The organism is Mucilaginibacter aquatilis (genome assembly GCF_009755275.1).
Taxonomy (GTDB): Bacteria; Bacteroidota; Bacteroidia; order Sphingobacteriales; family Sphingobacteriaceae; genus Mucilaginibacter; species Mucilaginibacter aquatilis.
The window spans coordinates 504,096-524,911 of record NZ_WQLA01000002.1 but is presented as its reverse complement, the minus strand read 5'-3'; the positions used below and the strand labels follow the sequence as shown (position 1 = coordinate 524,911).

18 protein-coding genes are annotated in these 20,816 nt (G+C 41.7%); 13 read left to right on the top strand and 5 right to left on the bottom strand.

Going from position 1 to position 20,816, the window contains the following annotated elements; all coding sequences use genetic code 11:
• Positions 1 to 57: 57 nt before the first annotated feature.
• Together GO816_RS06760 and GO816_RS06755 are read right to left on the bottom strand one after the other, a co-directional pair.
• On the bottom strand, positions 58 to 1,881 hold the full coding sequence (locus tag GO816_RS06760) for a serine hydrolase domain-containing protein (RefSeq protein ID WP_157540591.1): 1,824 nt from the start codon (positions 1,879 to 1,881) through the stop codon (positions 58 to 60).
• On the bottom strand, positions 1,868 to 3,511 hold the full coding sequence (locus tag GO816_RS06755) for an amidohydrolase (RefSeq protein WP_157540590.1): 1,644 nt from the start codon (positions 3,509 to 3,511) through the stop codon (positions 1,868 to 1,870). The genes GO816_RS06760 and GO816_RS06755 overlap by 14 nt, the downstream gene beginning before the upstream one ends.
• A gap of 183 nt (positions 3,512 to 3,694) precedes the next feature.
• On the opposite strand from GO816_RS06755, the gene mutL reads away from it, so the two are divergent.
• From mutL to GO816_RS06710, 9 genes are all read left to right on the top strand, one after another.
• Complete coding sequence (gene mutL / locus GO816_RS06750) at positions 3,695 to 5,560, top strand: DNA mismatch repair endonuclease MutL (RefSeq protein ID WP_157540589.1); 1,866 nt, start codon at positions 3,695 to 3,697, stop codon at positions 5,558 to 5,560.
• Between the two features lie 9 nt (positions 5,561 to 5,569).
• Positions 5,570 to 6,256 (top strand): rhomboid family intramembrane serine protease, encoded by a 687-nt coding sequence (locus tag GO816_RS06745; protein ID WP_157540588.1) that lies wholly within the window; start codon positions 5,570 to 5,572, stop codon positions 6,254 to 6,256.
• 42 nt (positions 6,257 to 6,298) lie between these two features.
• Entirely contained in the window at positions 6,299 to 7,159 is an 861-nt protein-coding gene (locus tag GO816_RS06740; RefSeq protein ID WP_157540587.1) for a rhomboid family protein, read from the top strand.
• On the top strand, positions 7,149 to 8,270 hold the full coding sequence (locus GO816_RS06735; RefSeq protein ID WP_157540586.1) for an endonuclease/exonuclease/phosphatase family protein: 1,122 nt from the start codon (positions 7,149 to 7,151) through the stop codon (positions 8,268 to 8,270). The genes GO816_RS06740 and GO816_RS06735 overlap by 11 nt, the downstream gene beginning before the upstream one ends.
• A gap of 82 nt (positions 8,271 to 8,352) precedes the next feature.
• Positions 8,353 to 9,813, top strand: a complete 1,461-nt coding sequence (cysS, locus tag GO816_RS06730) for a cysteine--tRNA ligase (protein WP_157540585.1) — start codon at positions 8,353 to 8,355, stop codon at positions 9,811 to 9,813.
• 209 nt (positions 9,814 to 10,022) lie between these two features.
• Positions 10,023 to 10,892 (top strand): DUF4440 domain-containing protein, encoded by an 870-nt coding sequence (locus GO816_RS06725; protein WP_157540584.1) that lies wholly within the window; start codon positions 10,023 to 10,025, stop codon positions 10,890 to 10,892.
• 133 nt (positions 10,893 to 11,025) lie between these two features.
• The gene (locus GO816_RS06720; RefSeq protein WP_157540583.1) at positions 11,026 to 11,799 is read left to right on the top strand and encodes an ABC transporter ATP-binding protein; all 774 of its coding nucleotides are present in this window, start codon (positions 11,026 to 11,028) and stop codon (positions 11,797 to 11,799) included.
• A gap of 15 nt (positions 11,800 to 11,814) precedes the next feature.
• The gene (locus tag GO816_RS06715) at positions 11,815 to 13,521 is read left to right on the top strand and encodes a hypothetical protein (protein WP_157540582.1); all 1,707 of its coding nucleotides are present in this window, start codon (positions 11,815 to 11,817) and stop codon (positions 13,519 to 13,521) included.
• A 144-nt stretch (positions 13,522 to 13,665) separates the two neighbouring features.
• Positions 13,666 to 14,214: a YciE/YciF ferroxidase family protein gene (locus GO816_RS06710; RefSeq protein WP_157540581.1), complete on the top strand. Its 549-nt coding sequence runs from the start codon at positions 13,666 to 13,668 to the stop codon at positions 14,212 to 14,214.
• Positions 14,215 to 14,303: 89 nt separating this feature from the next.
• Here GO816_RS06710 and GO816_RS06705 read toward each other — a convergent pair whose 3' ends face one another.
• Positions 14,304 to 15,236, bottom strand: a complete 933-nt coding sequence (locus GO816_RS06705; RefSeq protein ID WP_157540580.1) for an SPFH domain-containing protein — start codon at positions 15,234 to 15,236, stop codon at positions 14,304 to 14,306.
• 78 nt (positions 15,237 to 15,314) lie between these two features.
• Here GO816_RS06705 and GO816_RS06700 point away from each other — a divergent pair, with 78 nt between their 5' ends.
• Complete coding sequence (locus GO816_RS06700; protein ID WP_157540579.1) at positions 15,315 to 15,500, top strand: hypothetical protein; 186 nt, start codon at positions 15,315 to 15,317, stop codon at positions 15,498 to 15,500.
• A gap of 112 nt (positions 15,501 to 15,612) precedes the next feature.
• Here the strand turns inward: GO816_RS06700 and GO816_RS06695 are convergent, their stop codons facing one another.
• The gene (locus GO816_RS06695; protein WP_157540578.1) at positions 15,613 to 16,161 is read right to left on the bottom strand and encodes a C40 family peptidase; all 549 of its coding nucleotides are present in this window, start codon (positions 16,159 to 16,161) and stop codon (positions 15,613 to 15,615) included.
• Between the two features lie 273 nt (positions 16,162 to 16,434).
• Between GO816_RS06695 and pdhA the strand changes: the two genes are divergently transcribed.
• From pdhA to GO816_RS06680, 3 genes are all read left to right on the top strand, one after another.
• On the top strand, positions 16,435 to 17,430 hold the full coding sequence (pdhA, locus tag GO816_RS06690) for a pyruvate dehydrogenase (acetyl-transferring) E1 component subunit alpha (RefSeq protein ID WP_157540577.1): 996 nt from the start codon (positions 16,435 to 16,437) through the stop codon (positions 17,428 to 17,430).
• A 42-nt stretch (positions 17,431 to 17,472) separates the two neighbouring features.
• Positions 17,473 to 19,146 (top strand): dihydrolipoamide acetyltransferase family protein, encoded by a 1,674-nt coding sequence (locus GO816_RS06685; protein WP_157540576.1) that lies wholly within the window; start codon positions 17,473 to 17,475, stop codon positions 19,144 to 19,146.
• A gap of 79 nt (positions 19,147 to 19,225) precedes the next feature.
• A complete protein-coding gene (locus GO816_RS06680) occupies positions 19,226 to 19,909 on the top strand; it encodes a hypothetical protein (RefSeq protein WP_157540575.1) in 684 nt (227 codons plus the stop codon).
• An 8-nt stretch (positions 19,910 to 19,917) separates the two neighbouring features.
• Here the strand turns inward: GO816_RS06680 and GO816_RS06675 are convergent, their stop codons facing one another.
• Positions 19,918 to 20,763: a hypothetical protein gene (locus GO816_RS06675; RefSeq protein WP_157540574.1), complete on the bottom strand. Its 846-nt coding sequence runs from the start codon at positions 20,761 to 20,763 to the stop codon at positions 19,918 to 19,920.
• Between the last annotated feature and the right edge of the window lie 53 nt (positions 20,764 to 20,816).

Genomic DNA, 20,816 nt, shown 5'->3' with positions numbered 1-20,816 from the left:
TTGAGCAAAGGATATTTGACAGGTATGCAACAGGCACAATCATCAACGCTTGATGCATTACTGCATTCCCTTTTGTATGGCTTCATAAACCACATCCATAATGCGGGGCCTTATACGGCGACTGCTTAACAGCTGTGAGTCTTTAGGATATACCCTGTTTGACAAAAACACATATACCAAACCCGACTTAGGATCAACCCAAACACATGTACCGGTATAGCCGGTATGTCCGTATGTTTCTGAAGAAGCATAATTTGAAGGATAATGCTTGCTTACCTCAGGGTCCCAACGGTCAAAACCCAGCCCCCGGCGACTTACATTTGATTGCCTGGCCGTAAATTGTGCTACCGTTTCGGGTTTAAAGTACTGAGCACCTCCGTAACTGCCGCCGTTAAGCACCATTTGGAATAAAATGGCCATATCATTTGCCGAAGCAAATAAACCGGCATGGCCAGATACTCCCCCAACCATTGCCGCACCCTGATCATGGACATAACCGGTTAAAAGATTGTGCCTGAAATAAGTATCGTTCTCGGTAGGTACCATTTGTTCTTTAGCAAAGCGGTTACGTGGCAAAAAGCCTGCAGTTTGCATACCCAGCGGGTTATAGAAATGAGTTTGCACATACTCGTTAAGCGGAGTGGCAGTAACTGTTTCTACAATTTCCTTCATAAAGTACATGCTCAAGTCGCTGTACACGTACTTGCCACGGGTGCGTAATGCTGTATTGAGCATTTGCGGCCACATTACATCCTTAAAATAATCTTTACGCATATAGTACCCATCAGTAACCTTTGTAGGGTAAGCGGCAGATGAGTCGGAACTATGGTCGGTTGGCTTTATACGCTCATAAAAGGGTATATAAGGTATTAACCCTGCCTGATGCAGCATTAACTCGCGTACGCTGATATTCTTTTTATTGGTATTACGCGCCAAAGCAACATATGAGCTTACGGTAGAGTCGAGGTTTAATTTGCCCTGCTCCACCAACTGCATAACTTCCATAGTAGTGGCCGAAATTTTGGTTACCGATGCAAGGTCAAATATGTCGGTAATCTTATCGGGCTGAGTGTTATCATACACATGATATCCGTAAGCCTTATTTAAAATCACCTTTCCGTCTTTAGCAACCAGTACCACAAAACCCGGCGTTGCCCGATCACTGATAGCCTCGCGGGCAATGTTATCAATAGGTAAAAGGTTTTCTGTTTTAATACCCACAGCCTCGGGTACGGTATATTGCAAACGTGTTTTAACGGTAACAAACCCCGAGCCTGCAACATACCTGGACGACATTGTTTTTTGCATCTTTTGCGTAATTGCTACACCTCCAAATATTGCCTGGGCAGTAAACGCAGCTGCAACGGGCGATATACGCGAACACCATAAAACCGGTGTAGTAACAGAATTAAGCTTATCAAGCATAAGCCCGCTGCCAAAATAAGCTATCACAACTTTTTTAAGCTTATCGTTCATTGCAATAAACTCCAGCAAACGCGGGTTATTTAAATCACGATCAGTAACCTGTAGAATAACTGTGTTGAAAAGCTTTAAATCATCGGTTAATTTGCCTACGGTTAAGTAAGTAAGCCCGTTAAACGGCTTAATGAGCGTATACTTGTTAAGCAGGCTATCAAAAGAGGTGGCATACTCATGATTAAAGCGCACACTTGCAATGGCAGACCTATCTAAATCCTTCAATGGAATTGCACCTTGCTCATTATTAAGCAACACCGTTGATTGGGCAGAAAGATTTTCTTCACTTAAATAAGCTGCACCTACAAGCATTGGCTGCACGGGCGGAACCTGCGCACATGCAGTGTTCAGCAATACAAAACCACAAAAAAAGGCCGCAATAAAACCTAACTTATTTTTTCTCATACACTTTCTCGCCGTTCACGTAAGTTTTTAACACTTTAATATTTGGCAGGTCGGGCCCTTTTGCTTTCATAATGTCTTTATCGAGTATTACAAAATCTGCGTACTTGCCCACCTCTATGCTTCCCTTTTCGGTTTCTTCAAAATTTGATTTTGCTGCCCATATGGTCATGCCACGCAATGCTTCTATACGGTTCAACGCATTTTCTTTTTGAAACCCTTGCGCAGGTAAACCTTTTAAATCCTTGCGCTCGGTTGCTGAATAAAACGTTAGAAGCGGATTGATATTTTCTACCGGAAAATCAGTCCCAAGCGGAATCCATCCGTTTTGTTGCAATAATTGCTTATATGCATAAGCACCTTTTAAACGTTGCTGTCCAAGGCGCTCACCGGCCCATCCCATATCTGATGTAGCATGCGTTGGCTGTACAGATGGTACAATATTATTTTCGGCAAAGTATTTAAAATCATCAGGATCAATGACCTGGGCATGTTCCACACGCCAACGACGATCATTTTTACCTTTTAAAGCCCCGGCGTATATTTTTAATATAGTACGATTAGCCGAATCGCCTATGGCATGCGTACACATTTGAAAACCTTTGGCCGCTATACGCCCGGCAACATCTTCAAAGTGTTTTTGATTGCTCAGCAAAAAGCCTTTCCAGCCTTTACGATCGCTGTAATCGTGCAGTAAGCACGCACCGCGCGATCCAAGTGCACCATCAGCATATACCTTAAATGAGCGTACATTAAGTGCGGGTGTTTTGTAAACGCCTCTTTTAAACAGGTAATTAATATTTGCTTCATTGTCAGACAACATCACATACATGCGCATTTTCAACGCTTTTTTATGTTGCAACTCAGCAATAACGTTTACCATGGGGTAATCAAGCCCGCAATCATCTACAGTGGTTAAACCAACGGCAAAGCAATTACGTTGCGCATCAAGCAAAGCAGCCTGCACTTGTGCCTCAACCGGATCGGGTATTTTGCGGGTAACCAAAGCCACCGCGTTATCAATCAAAATTCCGGTAAGCTTATTATCCACCGTCTCTACGGTTCCGCCATCAATTTTTTGTCCGGGCTTAATGCCTGCTATATTTAGCGCAGCCTGGTTGGCAATGGCGGCATGGCCATCTACCCTGCTCAAAACAACAGGGCGTACAGGGTATAATGAATCGAGTTTTGCTTTATTAGGAAATTGCTTTAACTGCCAATCATTCTGGTCCCAGCCGCGGCCAATAATCCAGCCATCAGCATTACGACCCGCATAAGTTTGAACCGAGTCTAAAACCTCATCCCAGCTTTTGGTTCCCTCAAGGTGAACTTCGTTCAAACTCATACCATAACGGTAAAAGTGAGTATGAGCATCAATAAAACCCGGATATACTGCTTTACCGCCTGCATCAACGACTTCACGTGCCAGGTAAATTTTCTCTAAACTATCGGCCTTGCCAACTGCAACAATTTTGCCGGCATTTACAACAAAAGCTTCGGTGGTTGTAAATACACTGTCAACAGTATAAACCGTTGCGTTTTTAACCAGCATATCGGCATTATAATCTTTCTTTTGCTGCTTACAGGCCATACCCAAAGGCAGCAGTAAAAGCAGAGCCAGCTTTCTATTCATATGTATTGATTTAGCCCCTCCTTAACCCTTCCCCTGAAGCGGGAAGCCTATGCCATGTATCAACAATCTTCTACGTTAAAGGACACCGAAGGGGCAGTAGTTTTATTATATACAACGTTTCAAAGGTAAAGTTATGCCATCAAATATTTAATTTAGCCGATTGAAATTGAAGGGATTTTTTTGATGTCAGATATAATACAGCTTTTACCCGATTCGGTAGCCAACCAGATTGCAGCAGGTGAGGTAGTGCAGCGCCCGGCGTCGGCAGTGAAAGAGCTGGTGGAGAACGCAATAGACTCGGGTGCCGACAAAATACAGCTAATTTTAAAAGATGCAGGCAAAGCGCTTATACAAGTAATTGATAATGGTTGCGGCATGAGTGCCACTGATGCGCGCATGTGTTTTGAGCGCCACGCCACTTCAAAAATACGCAAGGCCGAAGACTTATTTGCCATACGCACCATGGGTTTCAGGGGCGAAGCCATGGCCTCAATTGCTGCCATTGCACAGGTTGAAACCAAAACCCGCCGCCATGAAGATGAATTGGGCAACTGCATTATAATTGAAGGCTCAGAAGTAATAAGCCAGGAACCCTGTGCAACCGGTGCTGGTACGTCAACATCAATTAAAAACCTATTTTATAATACACCCGCACGCCGTAACTTTTTAAAGAGCAACCCGGTTGAGCTGCGCCATATTATTGATGAATTTCAGCGCGTAGCACTGGCGCACCCGCAAATATTTTTCACCATGCACCATGACGGGCAGGAGGTTTACCACTTACCGGCCTCACAGTTGAAACAGCGCATTGTACACCTGTTTGGCAATAACTATAACCAGCGCCTTGTACCTGTTGAAGAAGATACTACCATTATTAACCTGCGAGGTTTTGTAGGCAAGCCCGAATTTGCAAAACGCACCCGTGGCGAACAGTTCTTTTTTGTAAATAACCGTTTCATTAAAGACAATTACCTCAACCATGCGGTAATGACTGCCTTTGAAGAATTATTACCCGAAGATACCTATCCGTTCTACGTATTATTTATTGATATTGATCCGGCTAAGATTGATATCAATGTTCATCCTACCAAAACCGAAATTAAGTACCAGGATGAAAAAGCTATATACGCCATCATCCGGTCGGCGGTTAAACGGTCATTAGGCCGCTATAATATAACGCCTAGTTTGGATTTTGACCAGGAGAACAGTATTGAGCACCTAATAACGGCCAAACCACTGGAGCAAATAACTCCGCCGGGCATTACCTTTAATCCTAACTTTAATCCTTTTGATACCCCTGCAAAGGCAACGCCGTCGCCACGCGAAAGCAGCTACCAATCATCAAACAACCCCTACAGGGGAGGTATGCCCAATAACTGGGAAACGCTTTATGAAATAAGCAAACAACCAACTGAACAGGCACAGCAGGAAATATTGCCCGATGCCAGTTTTGAGGTAAACAACCAGGCAGTAAGTAAAAACAGTGAGCGCCAGTTATTTCAGATACATAACCGGTATATCCTTTCGCAAATAAAATCGGGCTTTATGCTCATTAATCAGCAGGCCGCTCACGAGCGTATTTTATACGAGCGCTTTTTGCAGCAATTGCAAAACCATTCGGGCACCAGCCAGCAAAGCCTGTTTCCGCAAAGTGTTACTCTCAACGGCAGCGACTTTGCTTTACTCATGGAGCTATTACCTGACATTAAGGCCCTTGGCTTTGATATACGCGAATTTGGCAAAAACACCGTTGTTGTTGACGGCGTACCTGCTGACGTTAACCAATCAAGCGAACATCAATTACTTGAGCACTTGCTTGAAGGGTTTAAAAACAACATGGCTATATTGAAGTTAGATAAGCGCGACAACCTGGCACGTACGCTGGCCCGCAACGCAGCTACCAAAGCCGGTGTGCGTTTAACTTTAGAAGAAATGAACCTGCTGATTGATCAGCTGTTTGCTTGCCAGATGCCTAATTCGGCATTAAACGGCAAACCGGTAATCAGCACTTTTACAATGAACGAACTTGCTGAAAGGTTCGAAAAATAAACAATTGATATGTACAGGCAAAGCCCTTTTGGTGATATAACCCCGGTTGTAAAAAACCTCCTGATAGTTAACGTGATTTTCTTTATAGCATCAAACGTTATACCCGTTTTAAACGAAATACTTGCTGCTTATTACCCGGCATCGCCCCTTTTTAAGCCGTGGCAAATTATAAGCTACATGTTTATGCATGGCAACATATTCCATATATTTTCAAACATGCTGGGGCTTATTTTTATCGGGCCTATTTTAGAGCAAACCTTTGGACAAAAGCGGTTTTTTAACTACTATTTTTTAACCGGCATTGGCGCATTGGCCTTGCAATTTGCCGTGCAGGCATATGAGGTGCACCAAATAACCGGCTCGTTTGGTATTCCTGCCGACTATCAGCCTAAAGACATGTCTGAGCCACTCACCCTGCAGAGTATTTACGGCATAGGCATCGTTGGCGCATCAGGTTCTATATTTGGTTTAATGATGGCAATTTTTTTGCTTTACCCCAATTTAGAAGTATATTTATACCTCACGCCCATCAAGATCAAGTACTTTGTTCCGCTTTATCTTCTGCTTGAGGTATTCCAGGGATTAAGGCCAACTCCGGGCGATTCGGTTGCGCACTTTGCACATATAGGTGGTGGGTTATTCGGATTCATTTTAATTAAATTGTGGGGATATAAAAACTCAAACAATTTTTATTAACTAACGTAAGTTATGTAAGTATAAAATAACATCTCTTCGGTTATGAACTCGCTCTGGCAAGATATTCGTATAAAGTTAACCCAATCGGGCAGCCGCATAAACCTGCTCATAGGTATTAACGTACTGGTATTTTTACTCATTAATATACCAAACGTGTTTTTGCACATGATGGGTAATGACATGGTTGGCTACTATGCCAACGAATACCTTGCCCTCCCTGCATCATTAAGCAAATTAGCTACCCGTTTTTGGACACCTGTTAGCTACATGTTTATGCACGATGGCATTTTCCACATTCTATTTAACATGCTTTGGCTGTACTGGATGGGGCAGATTTTTGAAGAATATTTGGGCAATAAACGCATTGTAAACCTCTACCTTATGGGTGGTTTGGTTGGTGCTGTATTCTTTGTGCTTTCATTCAACGTATTCCCCATATTTGCCGGTACTAATGCCGTAGTGGTGGGCGCATCAGCCAGTGTTACTGCCATTGTGATAGCAACCGCTACATTACTGCCTAATTACACCATTTATATGATGTTTATTGGCCCTGTTAAATTAAAGTGGCTGGCCCTGTTTTTTGTGGTGGTTGACTTTTTGAGCATTGCCGGCCCTAACGCTGGCGGAGAAATTGCACATTTAGGCGGTGCGCTTATGGGTTTTATTTATGTTAAACAGCTTAACCGCGGCAACGATTTAAACCGCTCGGTGAACCAAATTTTCAGCCAGCGGCCTAAAGTAAAGGTAGCCTCGGTAAACAAATCATACCAGCAACAAAGCTCCTCTATACCCCGCCAGGAAGAAATAGACCGTATACTTGATAAAATTTCGGCTACCGGATATGACAGCCTGAATAAACAGGAAAAAGATGCATTGAGCCGCGCCAGCAAACATGAGGGCTAAACAGAAAAAAAGAAGGTTATTTTTTCTCGATAAGATATTTTTATGGCTAAGCATAGGCTTTGGCCTTGCACTGCTTGTTTGCTACCTTGCCCCGGTTACTGATCCACGAACGTTTTGGCCTGTTGCCTTTTTTGGTTTAGGATATTTACCCCTGCTGCTTGTAAACTTTTGTTTGTTGCTTTACTGGCTCATCAGGCGCAGCAGGTATATATTGGTGCCGCTGTTATGCATTGGGCTGGGCTGGAACATACTGCGAGACAATGTTGGCCTGCGTACAAAAAAACATCAAAATACAGGCAGTAATGCTATTAAGGTAATGACTTACAATGCCCATAACTTTAAACCGTATGGGCAACAGGTAAATGATCCGGTTACCAAGAAGCGCATGCTACAGCTCATAAGCGCCCAAAACCCTGACATTATTGGCATAGATGAGTTTTACACGCGCAGGCGGGGCGAATATGCCATTAAAGACTCCATGAAAAAGCTTATGCACTCTGATGAGTGCTATGTTGAGCCTTTTAGCTTTAACACAGATCATGAAGCCATGGGGATGGCTATATTTTCAAAGTTCCCGGTTGTAAACAAAGGCATCATCATGCTTTCTACAGAGCCTAACAGCAGCAATCAATGCATTTTTGTTGACGTAAAAAAGGGCGACAAAACTTTCAGGTATTACAACGTTCACCTGCAATCCATAAGGTTTGACCCTATTGACTATGAATACCTAAGCAGGGTTTCAAAAAAAGGAAAACCCGATGTGAGTTCATCCCGCCGGATAGGCAGCAAGCTTAAACGTGCTTTCATTAAACGTAGCGAACAAGTGGTTAAAATTAAGGCCCATGCAGCGCAATGCCCGTACCCTTATATTATAGCCGGAGATTTCAATGATACGCCTGCTTCGTACGCAGTAGCCCAAATGACCAAGGGTTTAAAAAACACCTTCCGCGAAAAAGGCGTTGGCTTTGCACGTACCTATAACGGCTCGTTCCCTAATTTTCAGATTGATTATATACTGGTAAACAGCAGCTTTGATGTAGCTGATTATTACACCTTAAGAAAGAAACTATCTGACCATTACCCGGTTTGCAGCACCCTTTTACTTAAATAAGCGCCATTTTTTTGACTTTGCAATAGCTGTACATTGCAGCAAAAAATTACAAGCCTGAACTAAAAATTGTAAGTTTGCCATCATGAAACAAAATGTATTTGTTTACAATACGTTAACCCGCACTAAAGAAGAGTTTATACCGCTTGATGCTCCGTATATTGGCATGTATGTTTGCGGCCCTACCGTTTACAGTGATGCACACTTGGGCAACGCCCGTACCTATATATCTTTTGATTTAATTTTCCGTTACCTTACTCATCTTGGCTACAAGGTTAGATATGTACGCAACATAACTGATGCCGGGCACCTTGAAGGCGACAGTGATGAGGGTGAAGATAAAATATCAAAAAAGGCAAAGCTATCACAGCTTGAACCTATGGAAATTGTACAAATGTATGCTACAGGTTTTCATGAGGTAATGCGCCAGTTTAACGTGTTACCGCCAAGTATAGAGCCAACTGCAACCGGCCATATTATTGAGCAAATAGAGTTGGTTAAAATTATGCTCGACAGGGGGTTTGCCTATGAAGTTGACGGCTCTGTGTATTTTGATGTTGAAAAGTATAACAGCACACAAGATTACGGCGTTTTAAGCGGCCGTCACCTCGAAGATTTGCTTAACAACACCCGTTCGCTTGGCGGTCAGGACGAAAAACGCGGCAAGCTGGATTTTGCATTATGGATTAAAGCTAAACCCGAACACCTGATGAAGTGGCCATCGCCATGGAGCCTGGGCTTCCCGGGCTGGCACCTGGAGTGCTCGGCTATGAGCCATAAATACTTAGGCGAGCAGTTTGACATCCATGGTGGAGGGTTAGATTTAATACCTACACACCACACCAATGAGGTTGCGCAAAACATGGCATGCTATGGTAAAAATCCGGCTAAATACTGGGTACATACCAACATGCTTACCGTTAATGGGCAAAAGATGTCAAAATCATTGGGCAACAGCTTTTTACCGCATGAATTATTCAGTGGAGACAACAACATCCTCAACAAGGGCTACAGCCCGATGACGGTGCGTTTCTTTATGCTTCAGGCCCATTACCGTAGCACGCTTGACTTTAGCAATGATGCTATGGAGGCATCTGAAAAGGGCTTTAAGCGTTTAATGAACGCCTATACTCTGCTTGATGGTTTAAAATCATCTGCCGAAACAGAAATAGAGATACAGCCCCTGCTTACCCGTTGCTACGAAGCTTTAAACGATGACTTTAACAGCCCGGTGCTAATAGCCGAACTGTTTGAAGCATCGCGTATTATTAATTCGGTACATGATAGTAAGATGAAAATTAACGAAGCTAACCTTGTTGAGCTTAAAAACTTAATGAACACTTTTGTTAACGGCATTTTAGGCTTACAAAATGAACAGGCAGGTACCGATGAACTGCCCCAGCTTATGGAGTTTATAGTAGACTTACGTAGTCAGGCGAAATCAAACCGCGACTATGCCACATCAGATCGTATACGCGATGGCTTACAGCAAATTGGTTTTCAATTAAAAGACAGTAAAGAAGGCACTACCTGGAGCAAAATTTAACTTTTAAATAATTTAAACACCTGATAAATATTATAACCATCAGTATAATTTGCAGGCGGGCACAAACAAATGGTTCACTTTTGTTTTTTGTACACAAGCGATAGCAATATACCCGCATAATAAATTTACTGATTTTAAGTTATCATTCTATACTACCGCAGCTACATCAGCGTGTTAAAGCATGCCGATTGGGTTGCCTCAATCTAACTATGAACATGATTAAAGCTTTTTTAACCGTAGCTGCTGTAAGCATAAGCACCTCAATTTTTGCCCAAACCGCTACGGTACAAACTGTAATTAAAGCCGAAGATGATTTTGCTAAGCTTACTCTTAAAAAGGGAATTAAAGACGCATTTTTAACCGTTGCCGATCAGGAAGGGATTGTATTTAAGCCCGAGGCTGTTAAAATAACCGAATTTTACAGCAAAATTGACAAGCAGCCCGGCACACTTACCTGGACACCAAAGTTTGCCCGCATAGCAACAAACGGCGATCTTGCCGTTACCGCCGGCCCTTACGTTTATCAAAATGGCAAAGCTGATGATGATAAAGTTTATGGCGATTATGTTTCTATATGGAAAATGGATGCTTCAACCAAAAAGCTTAAGTTGTTTACCAATTTGGGTATACAGCATCCGCAAACTGATAAGGTTGAGCTAACCGATATTAAAGATCCGGCATCTGCCAGCAAGGTAGCACCAAGTACAGATCCGTTCAACCCTAAAAAAATTATCATTGATAACGACCGCCAGCTTAACCAGGCGCTGCGTATATCAACCGTTGGCGCGTATAAAGAATTTTTTATGCCTGAGGGACACTATTACTTTCCGGGCTTTAACCCTATGGTTGGGTCAGACAAGGTATTACAGTTTTTTGCAAACCAAGCCATTGTTATATCAGGAGAAACTGTTGATGCCAACCGCTCAACCAGTAATGATTTAGCATACAGCTATGGCAGGGCCCGTATTCAAAAAGGCAATATTGTAAGTAATTACAACTATGTGCGCATTTGGCAGCAGGACGAAAAACACCGCTGGAACATCTTGCTGGAAATATTATCAGCAGTTGAAAACGAATAAACCAAGGTTCGATATTTGAAGACCTGCCCAAACAAGGCAGGTTTTTTTATGCCTATTATTTAAGTTACATTTTAATGCTCTGAGGCGATTTTTTATGATTTGATTGCTATATTACGGTAACTTAATTAATGCAATGAGCAATACTCCGCTAATTCAAATTCGTAATCTGTCAAAATCATACGGCTCAAAACTGGTACTTAAAAACTTGTCGCTTGATATATACCCCGGTCAGGTTATAGGCTATATTGGGCCTAACGGAGCTGGCAAATCAACAACTGTTAAAATACTCACAGGTTTAATTCCGGAGTTCGAGGGCGAAGTTTTGGTGAACGGTATAAGCATGCAAAGCAACCCTCAGGAAATTAAGAAGCTGATAGGTTACGTTCCTGAAAATGCAGAGCTTTATGAAGTACTTACGCCAATGGAGTACTTAGATTTTATTGGCAAGCTGTACAATATGGAAGATGAACAGCTGCACTCGCGGGCCAGCAGGCTGCTAACTGCATTTGGCTTGGGTAACAATAAGGATGACCGTATGGATACCTTTTCGAAGGGCATGCGCCAAAAAGTACTGCTTATTTCAGGCATTATACACAATCCTCAAATAATTATTCTGGATGAACCCCTTTCGGGTTTAGATGCCAATGCGGTGATTATGATTAAAGAGTTAATTATGCGCCTATCACAAGAAGGCAAAACAATTTTCTACTGCTCGCACGTAATGGATGTAGTTGAAAAGGTTTCAGACCGTATACTGTTAATTAACAAAGGCGAAATTATTGCCGACGGAACCTTCGAATCATTAAAGCAAAACCATGCCGATACGCTTGAAAGGGTATTTGCAAAACTAACCGGACGAGACGAGTCAGACAATGAAACAGATGCCATTATAAACGCTTTTAATTAATAAGCCGCTGTTGATATGAATAAATTGCTGCTTAAAATGGTTAGTCCGCTTATGCCCATGCTGCAACGTACAGGTGTTGATACTTATCAGCTTCACCACATACTAAGGGTAAAGCTACTGATGGACGACCGCCGGCCCAATAATACATTTGCACATACGCGTAAAGCCGCAGCTAACGGTAAAACTACAAACCCATGGGCGGTGTCATTATTTACCGTAACTATGGGCCTTTTTATAGGTGCATTTCTGGTTATGTTTGATGCACCGTTTATTGGTCACACTATATACTTCAGCATTTTTATGGTGCTTATATCGCTAACGCTCATTACTGATTTTACTACAGTGCTGTTTGACGTACGCGAACAGTTTATTATTCTGCCACGCCCTGTTAATGACCGCACCCTGGCAGTAGCGCGCATAATGCACATAAGTTTGTACGTTTTTAGGTTAGCCTTTTTGCAAGGCCTGGCCGGAATGGTGATTGTAGGTTACACTGATGGCATACTTGCCGTTCCTGTATTTTTGGTGCAGCTTGTAATGGCTACTTTTTTAAGCATTTTGTTTGTAAACATTGTTTACCTGTTGCTAATGCAGTCAGTATCGCCGCAACGGTTTAAAGACATCATCAGCTACTTTCAAATTGGCTTATCTGTTTTCATTTTTGCTGCTTACCAAATACTGCCACGTGTAATTAATGCAAGCGCTTTAGCAAAAATTGAGTTGTTAAGCCAGTGGTGGGCCTACCTGCTTCCGCCGGTTTGGATTGCAGCATTAAATGAAGTTTTGATGCATCCGGGCCGGTCAAATATATTTACCAGTTTAATGGCCATTATTGGCATTACCTTACCAATTGCTGGCTTATGGCTGGTGGCCAAAGTATTAGCTCCCGGCTTTAACAAGCGTCTTGCCGTAGTCTCAACTTCGGACGCCAATACTGATGCCAAACCCTTAATAGATAAAGCTGAAAAAAAAGGGAGGTTTGACATTGTTGACAAGTTGGCCAATATTATTGCTCGTGATCCTGTTGAAAATGCAGGCTTTAAAATAACCTGGAAATTGGCGGCCCGTATACGTGAGTTTAAAATTAAAGTATACCCGGCGTTTGGCTACGTCCCGGTGTATTTTGTGTTCTTTATACTCAACCGCCAGGGCAGCCTTAATAACCGCATGGAAGATGTGCAATCAGGCTATAGCTACATAGCACTCATTTATATGAGCACATTTGTTTTATCGGCAGTATTGCAGCACATATCCTATTCCGAAAAGTTTAAGCCGGCCTGGGTATATTATGCGCTTCCTATAGACAAGCCCGGTAAAATTCTCTCAGGAATGTATAAAGCCGTAATTAGTCTTTACTATTTGCCTTACTGTGCTGTGTTAGGTATTATTAGTATTGTGGTATGGGGGCCCGATGTAATAAACGATGTTATTTTAGCCACACTGGCCGGAATGAATTACGGTATATTTATGGCGCTGTTTATGGTAAAAGGATTACCATTTTCAAAACCTGTATTAGTTAAACAATCGGGCGGACGTGTTATAATCTCTTTACTAATAACTTTTTTCATTGGCGCCGTTGGCTTTGGGCACTACATGCTGGTAAAAATGAAGTGGAATACCGCTGTAAGCATACTTATTGTACCGGCGTTCTTGCTCTATTTACTCATGATGTATTACTATAAACGTCAGAGTTGGGAAAGCATTGAACAGGAGGAGTTTTAAAAGCTCAATTAAACAGCCGACACTTCAACGAAATATTTGAAACCACAAAAGACCTTCAATAATTTAATACTATTATTTTTTAATAAATAATTAAAACCTAACCATTTGCCGTGTGTTGAATACTTACTTAAAAGAATCTACACTATGGCAACTACGAAATCAAAAAAACAACCGGAGAATACCGAAAACGTTGAAGAGTCGGCATTAAAAGAATTATTTGTTGACGAGTTAAAAGACATTTACTGGGCTGAAAAACATTTGTCAAAAGCACTGGTAAAATTGGCTAAAGCAGCAACATCAGAAGAGTTGCGTTCAGCATTAGAAACTCACAAAGAAGAAACCGACAATCAGGTATCACGCCTTGAGCAGGTTTTTGAAATTATTGGTGAAAAAGCATCAGCTAAAAAATGTGATGCTATGGAAGGCTTAATCAAAGAATCTGAAAGCATTGTAGGTGATACTGAAGACGGTTCAATTACCCGTGATGCCGGTATTATTTCAGCAGCACAAAAATCAGAACATTACGAAATTGCATCATATGGTACATTACGTACCCTTGCCAACACACTTGGCTTTAGTGATGCAGCACAATTGTTAGAGGAAACTTTGGCCGAGGAGAAAAAAACAGATGAGATGTTAACTCAGTTGGCTGAAAACATGATTAACGCTACAGCTAAAACTGAAAAAGCATAATCAAGCAGCCCATTATAAAAAAGGCATCAATGTGCTAACTTAACAGTTGCATATTGATGCCTTTTTAGTTTATATAAGCTTTAAACAGTTTAAGCCTTCTTTACTTCATCTGTTTGCAAAGCATGCATGGCCATCATTTCTTTCATGGTTTTCTGCATGTTATCGGCCGACCCATCCAGGAAAATCACGTTTCCTTTAGAGTTTTCGCTAAAATGCTTGATAGCTTCCGTCCACATGGTAAATAAAATAACTGATGTATCCATGTTGGCTTGGTGCATTTCTTTTGCAGCTACCGACATACCCTTGGCTACCTCTTCTCTGAATAATGCCACGCCCTGTCCCCGCAATTGCGACGCCTGCCTGTCGGCTTCGGCGGCAATTTTTATGGCATTACCTTCGGCTTCTGCAGCTTTAGTTTTGGTAATTAACAAAGCCTGACCTTCATTTTCGGCGGCTGCTTTCAGGTTATTAGATGCTACAACCTGACTCATCGATTTCATAATGATATCATCAAATGTAATATCGTTAAGCTGCAGGTCTTGCAAATGATAGCCCCACCCTTCTAATATGTTGTCAATCTGTTCCTTAACATGTTCAACAATTTCGCGGCGAAGAATAAGTACGTCGCTCTGCCTTTTGGTGGCCACATAAGCACGTATCGAACCTTCAACTGTGCGCACCAAAGCTTGCATCAGGTTACGCTCGTCAACAAATTTAAAGGCAACCGCTTTTATAGCTTCTTCGCTCTGGTCAAAAACCGAATACAGTATCATGGCTTTGAAATACACATTAGCCTGATCAACAGTAACAGCCTGAAATTCTAACTCAACCGAGCGATTTTGAATTGATATGCGTGAGTATAGCACCTCAATCAATGGAATTTTCCAATTAAGGCCAGGTAGTAGAATACGGCGGTATTTTCCAAAAATGGTAACCACGCCTACAGTACCTTGTTTTATGGTAACAAAGGATGTAAATATTACGACAACTAAAATTAATACAATAATCCAAACGGCAATCATAAATTGGTGTTATAAGGAAACGAATATAGAGAAATGATTATTAATGCATTGTATTCTGTTTAACCAAATTTATTACATATGAACTTAAAGCGTACTTTCGGCGCCATACTCACGGTACTGGGTATTATTGGCCTTATTTATACCGGCATTGGTATAATTCAAAAAACATCAACAGTTACCACACTGGTTGTAACCGGCATTATTGCAGTAATATTTTTCTTTGCAGGTATTGGCCTGGTGAAGAATACGAAAGATACCGACTAACATTGGTTTATTTTTAGCAATAAGCATTAAACAAACACAAAACTGTAAAACGAAAAAAGCTCCTGCTTAAAACAGGAGCTTTTCTTATGCAACTTAGTGTTGACAATATATATTAGTTATTTTGAGGGGCATCTGCAAGTAACCGGCCGCCTTTAAAATAGTAGCGGGTCCAGTACGGATCAGCAAGATAACTGATCATTACACCTTTACTGGTTGAGGCGTGGGCAAATTTGCCGTTGCCAATATAAACACCAACGTGAGTAATTGAGCGGCTGTGTATTTTAAAGAAAACCAAATCGCCTTCCTTTAAATCAGTTTTACCAACAGGGTTAACCATGCTAAAAATGTTACGGCTGTTATTACCTATGGCAGTGTTGAACACTTTTGTATAAAGCTGGTAAGCAAACCCCGAGCAGTCAATACCGCGTTTGGTATCACCACCTAAGTGGTAAGGGGTGCCAATCCAATCATAAACAAATTGAAATAATTTCACATTTGACGTAGCAGACATTGCCACACCCATAATTTGCGAAAAGTAATCTTTTGCTAAATTCTTATCTTCATCGGTTTCTTCAACCTGCTGATTTGGAACACTTTTTGTTTGAGCGCTCGACGCTAAAACACTAAAACACAGAGCGAAAGCCAGGAACAATTTCTTCATTTAATCAACAATAATTAGGGAGTATCTGATCTATATGTTTATTAAAATGGACATCAATGTCTACTGTTGTCTACAAAGTTATATAATCCTTTTAATTATGCAAATCCTGAAAACAAATTATTTTAAAATTAATTTTTATACGGATTAAGTTAATCAGAGGTTACTATTGCGGGTCGCAAGATAAAATATTTTTAATATAGGCCTCCCAAAATCTGTTTTTTTCAAGGATATAATTAGATTTGCGAATCCTAAAACAGAAAGATTGTTTAATAAATGAGTTCAATCGAAATAACTAAAGACACCTACCTGAAGTGGTACGAGTTGATGCTGTTGATGAGACGGTTTGAAGAAAAAACCGGCCAGTTATACGGACAGCAAAAGATCAGAGGATTTTGTCACTTATACATCGGGCAGGAGGCTGTTTTAGCCGGAGCCGTTTCGGCATTACGTCATGAAGACAGCATGATTACTACTTATCGTGATCACGCACATGCCTTGGCTAAAGGCACATCACCTAAAGCTATTATGGCCGAAATGTATGGTAAAGCTACAGGCTGTTCAAAAGGCAAAGGTGGCTCTATGCACATGTTCGACAAAGAGAACCATTTTTATGGTGGTCATGGCATTGTTGGCGGTCAAATTCCATTAGGCGCCGGTATTGCTTTTGCCGAAAAATATAAAGGTACTGAGTTTGTTAACGTTTGCTACATGGGCGATGGCGCTGTACGCCAGGGTGCTTTGGGCGAAACCTTTAACATGGCTGCACTATGGAAATTGCCTGTAATTTTTGTTTGCGAAAACAATGGCTACGCCATGGGTACATCAGTTGCACGTACTACTGCCGATGTTGATATTTATAAATTAGGATTACCTTACGGCATACCTTCATCAGCTGTTGATGGTATGGACCCGGTAGCCGTACACAACGCTATGGATGAGGCCGCTCAGCGCGCCCGCGCCGGCGAAGGCCCAACCTTCCTGGAGATGCGTACCTACCGTTATAAAGGTCACTCCATGTCCGATCCTCAAAAATATCGTACTAAAGAAGAAGTTGAAAGCTACAAAGCCAAAGACCCTATCGAGATTGTAAAACAAGAGATAGAGAAAAATGGTTATGCTGATGAAAAATGGTTTGAAGAAGTTGCGGCCCGCATAAAGGCTGAAATTGAAGAGGCTGTTAAATTTGCCGAAGAGTCTCCATGGCCTGAGGCATCTGAGCTTTATACTGATGTGTATGTTCAGAGCGACTACCCTTACATCCGCGACTAATACTATTACTAACAATATTTAACCAAACTATTCATCAACACTATGGCTGAAGTAGTTAAAATGCCCAAAATGAGCGATACCATGACCGAAGGGGTCATCGCTAAATGGCATAAAAAAGTTGGCGACAAGGTAAAATCAGGCGATACATTAGCCGAAGTTGAAACCGATAAAGCCACAATGGATTTTGAATCGTACCAGGAAGGCACCCTGCTTTACATTGGTGTAGAGGAAGGTAGTGCTGTACCGGTTGATGCTGTAATTGCCGTTATTGGTGATGAAGGTGAAGATTATAAACCACTTTTAGAAGGTGGTGACGCTGCGGCAAAAGAAGAAAAACCAGCTGAAGACAAAAAAGCTGACGCTCCTAAGGAAGAAAAACCTAAAGAGGAAAAAGCTGAGGAAGCGGTTGACACTTCTAACATTAAAGCTGCTGTTATTCGCATGCCGCTATTAAGCGACACCATGACCGAAGGAACCATTAATAAATGGAACTTTAAAGTGGGCGATAAAGTAAAGGCTGATGATTCATTAGCTGACGTGGATACCGACAAAGCAACCATGGAAGTGGTTGGCTACGAAGAAGGTACCCTGCTTTACATTGGTGTTGAAGAAGGCGCCGCTGCTAAAGTGAATGATATTATTGCTATTGTTGGCGAGGAAGGTACCGACATTCAGCCTTTATTAAAAGGCGGATCAGGCGCACCAGCTACTAAAAGCGAGGATAAAGGTGAAGCTAAAGAAGAGAAATCTGTTGAGGCCGCTCCTGAAAAATCAGAATCAACATCTGATGATAGCCGCGTAAAAGCATCTCCGCTTGCCCGTAAAATGGCAAAAGATAAAGGCATTAACTTAAACGAAGTTAAAGGCACTGCCGAAAACGGCCGTATAGTTAAAAAAGACATTGAAGGCTTTACACCATCAACCAAAGAGGTTACACAGAAAGCTGCTGCTGAAGAAGCTGCGATAAGTGCAAACGCTAAGGAAGGTGCAGCAAAAGCAGGTCCAACTATTACCTTAGCTCCTTTTATTGGCGAAGAGAAATACACAGAAAAACCGGTTACTCAAATGCGTAAGGTTATTGCCAAACGTTTATCTGAGAGCTTGTTTACTGCGCCTCACTTCTTTGTTACCGTTTCTATTAACATGGATTCGGCAATGGAAGCCCGCACTAAAATGAACGAGGTATCGCCAATCAAAATTTCATTTAATGATATGGTGGTTAAAGCTTGCGCTGCTGCGTTAAAACAGCATCCGGCTATAAACTCATCATGGTTAGGTGATAAAATACGCTTTAACGAGCACGTTAACATTGGTATTGCTGTTGCTGTAGACGAAGGTCTTTTAGTACCTGTTGTACGCTTTGCTGATGGTAAATCATTAAGCCGTATCAGTGCCGAGGTTAAGGAGTTTGCCAAAAAAGCAAAAGACAAAAAACTTCAGCCATCTGATTGGGAAGGTTCAACCTTCACCATTTCAAACTTAGGTATGTTTGGTGTTGATGAATTTACTGCAATCATTAACTCTCCTGACTCATGTATACTTGCCGTTGCAGGTATTCAGCAAGTGCCTGTAGTTAAAAACGGTGCTGTTGTACCAGGCAATGTTATGAAAGTTACTCTGAGCGCTGATCACCGTACGGTTGATGGTGCTACTGCTGCAGCTTTCTTAAACACTGTAAAATCTTTACTGGAGGAACCTGTAAGATTATTAATATAACCATACAAGCTCTTAATACTGAAAGCCCTTTGGTGAAAACCAAGGGGCTTTTATCTTTAACCAACCAATTATAAGAGTTATGAAAAAAGCATGGCTCCTTTTTTTAATACTGCTAACGGCTGCCCTGCTTGCGCAAGCTCAAACTAAGCGGAGTAAGCTCAAGAAGCTGTTGGAGCGCAACATTACCTGCAATATGGAGGGGCGCACCATTTCGCTTACTGACACCGCTTTATATGAGCAAAACCGCAATGTATCATACAGCTACTCGTATATATACCCTAAAAACTTTCGCGAGAGTTGGCCTAAAGAGGAAGTGGTGAGCGAAGTCAGGCAAAATAATGATCCTTATATTGACACGGTTACCTACACAAGCCAGGACAAGAAAGCTGTATTTAAAATTTATGCCGGGAATGTAGTTGTTCTACCATCGGGCAGGGTACGCAAAATAGGCATAGCAGATGTGATGAAGATTGACCAGTTTGCCAACGACCATATTGCCAATATTAAAAAAGGCAAGGATAAAGAGTTAGGACCGGCAAAAATTCAACATATATGTAAAGGTGTAAAAGGCTATAACTATACCATATGCGTAAAAGCCAACAAGGGAGATGAACAACTTTTGTATAAAATAATAATGGTTGAAATGCCCGTATCAGGCGACTTGATATTCTCCCACTTTTTATACCGTTATCCTACTGTAGATAAAGATAAGTATGAAGCATTAGGCATAAGCCTGGCCCGCGAGTTTAAAGCCGACGAATAGCGCCGCACCTAACAACCAGTGATAGTATGCGTGCCGGCGTGCTTGAATAGCTTACCTTTCTCAGCCGGTTTTGACAGGTATAGCGTGGTTGACATGGTATTCTCGCTGCCAGATGTATCTAACAACAAGTCGGGAACGGAATCACCGTCAACGTCGCCTATAAATAAAACTGTACAACCGTAGTCGGGCTTACTATGTGCAACTAACACGTCATTATAGCTTATTCCGTTTTTTTCTACAGAGCAATGTAGCCGGTAATTAGTAAATGGATATACTGCATTTACTTTTAAAGCCTTTTTACCGGTTGCGGCAAGCATATAATCAACATCATTGTATTGATACTTTTGTACTTGTCCCGGCGTTATCTCTCCCGCTGTGGGCAGCAATCGTTCAACCGTGTGGGTTGACAGCGTGTAGCCCGATAACAGGAAGAAACAGGTATCCTGAACATCAGTGGTTACCTCCCAGCCTGTTTTAGCTGCGCCATCATCAACTATATCATCCTTTACCTGTTTTACTTTAATTCGCGCCGGAGAGATAAAATACCTTCCGTGTTTACTTTTAAAAAGCCCATACCATGTTAAAACTTCTAAACCGGCGGTAATCTCATCATGATGAAAAGTACCCGTTGTTAATAATTTAAACTTGGCCTGCGCATCATCCGGAAGCTCTTTCGTTACAGTATCTCTCTCGCTATGTTTAGCCACAAAATCAGGTTGTGCCACCTTTTTTACGGGTTCTTGTTTGATCTTGGGCCTGCAGCCGGTGAAGGATGCTACAATAACAGCTGAAATTAATAACGGCAGTATACGCATGTTTTTTTCTGTTAAGCCAAAATAACTTTTATTTATCATATAGCTTAAAAAGAAAAACGCAGTCCGGCTCGCCCGGGCTGCGTCTCAACAAA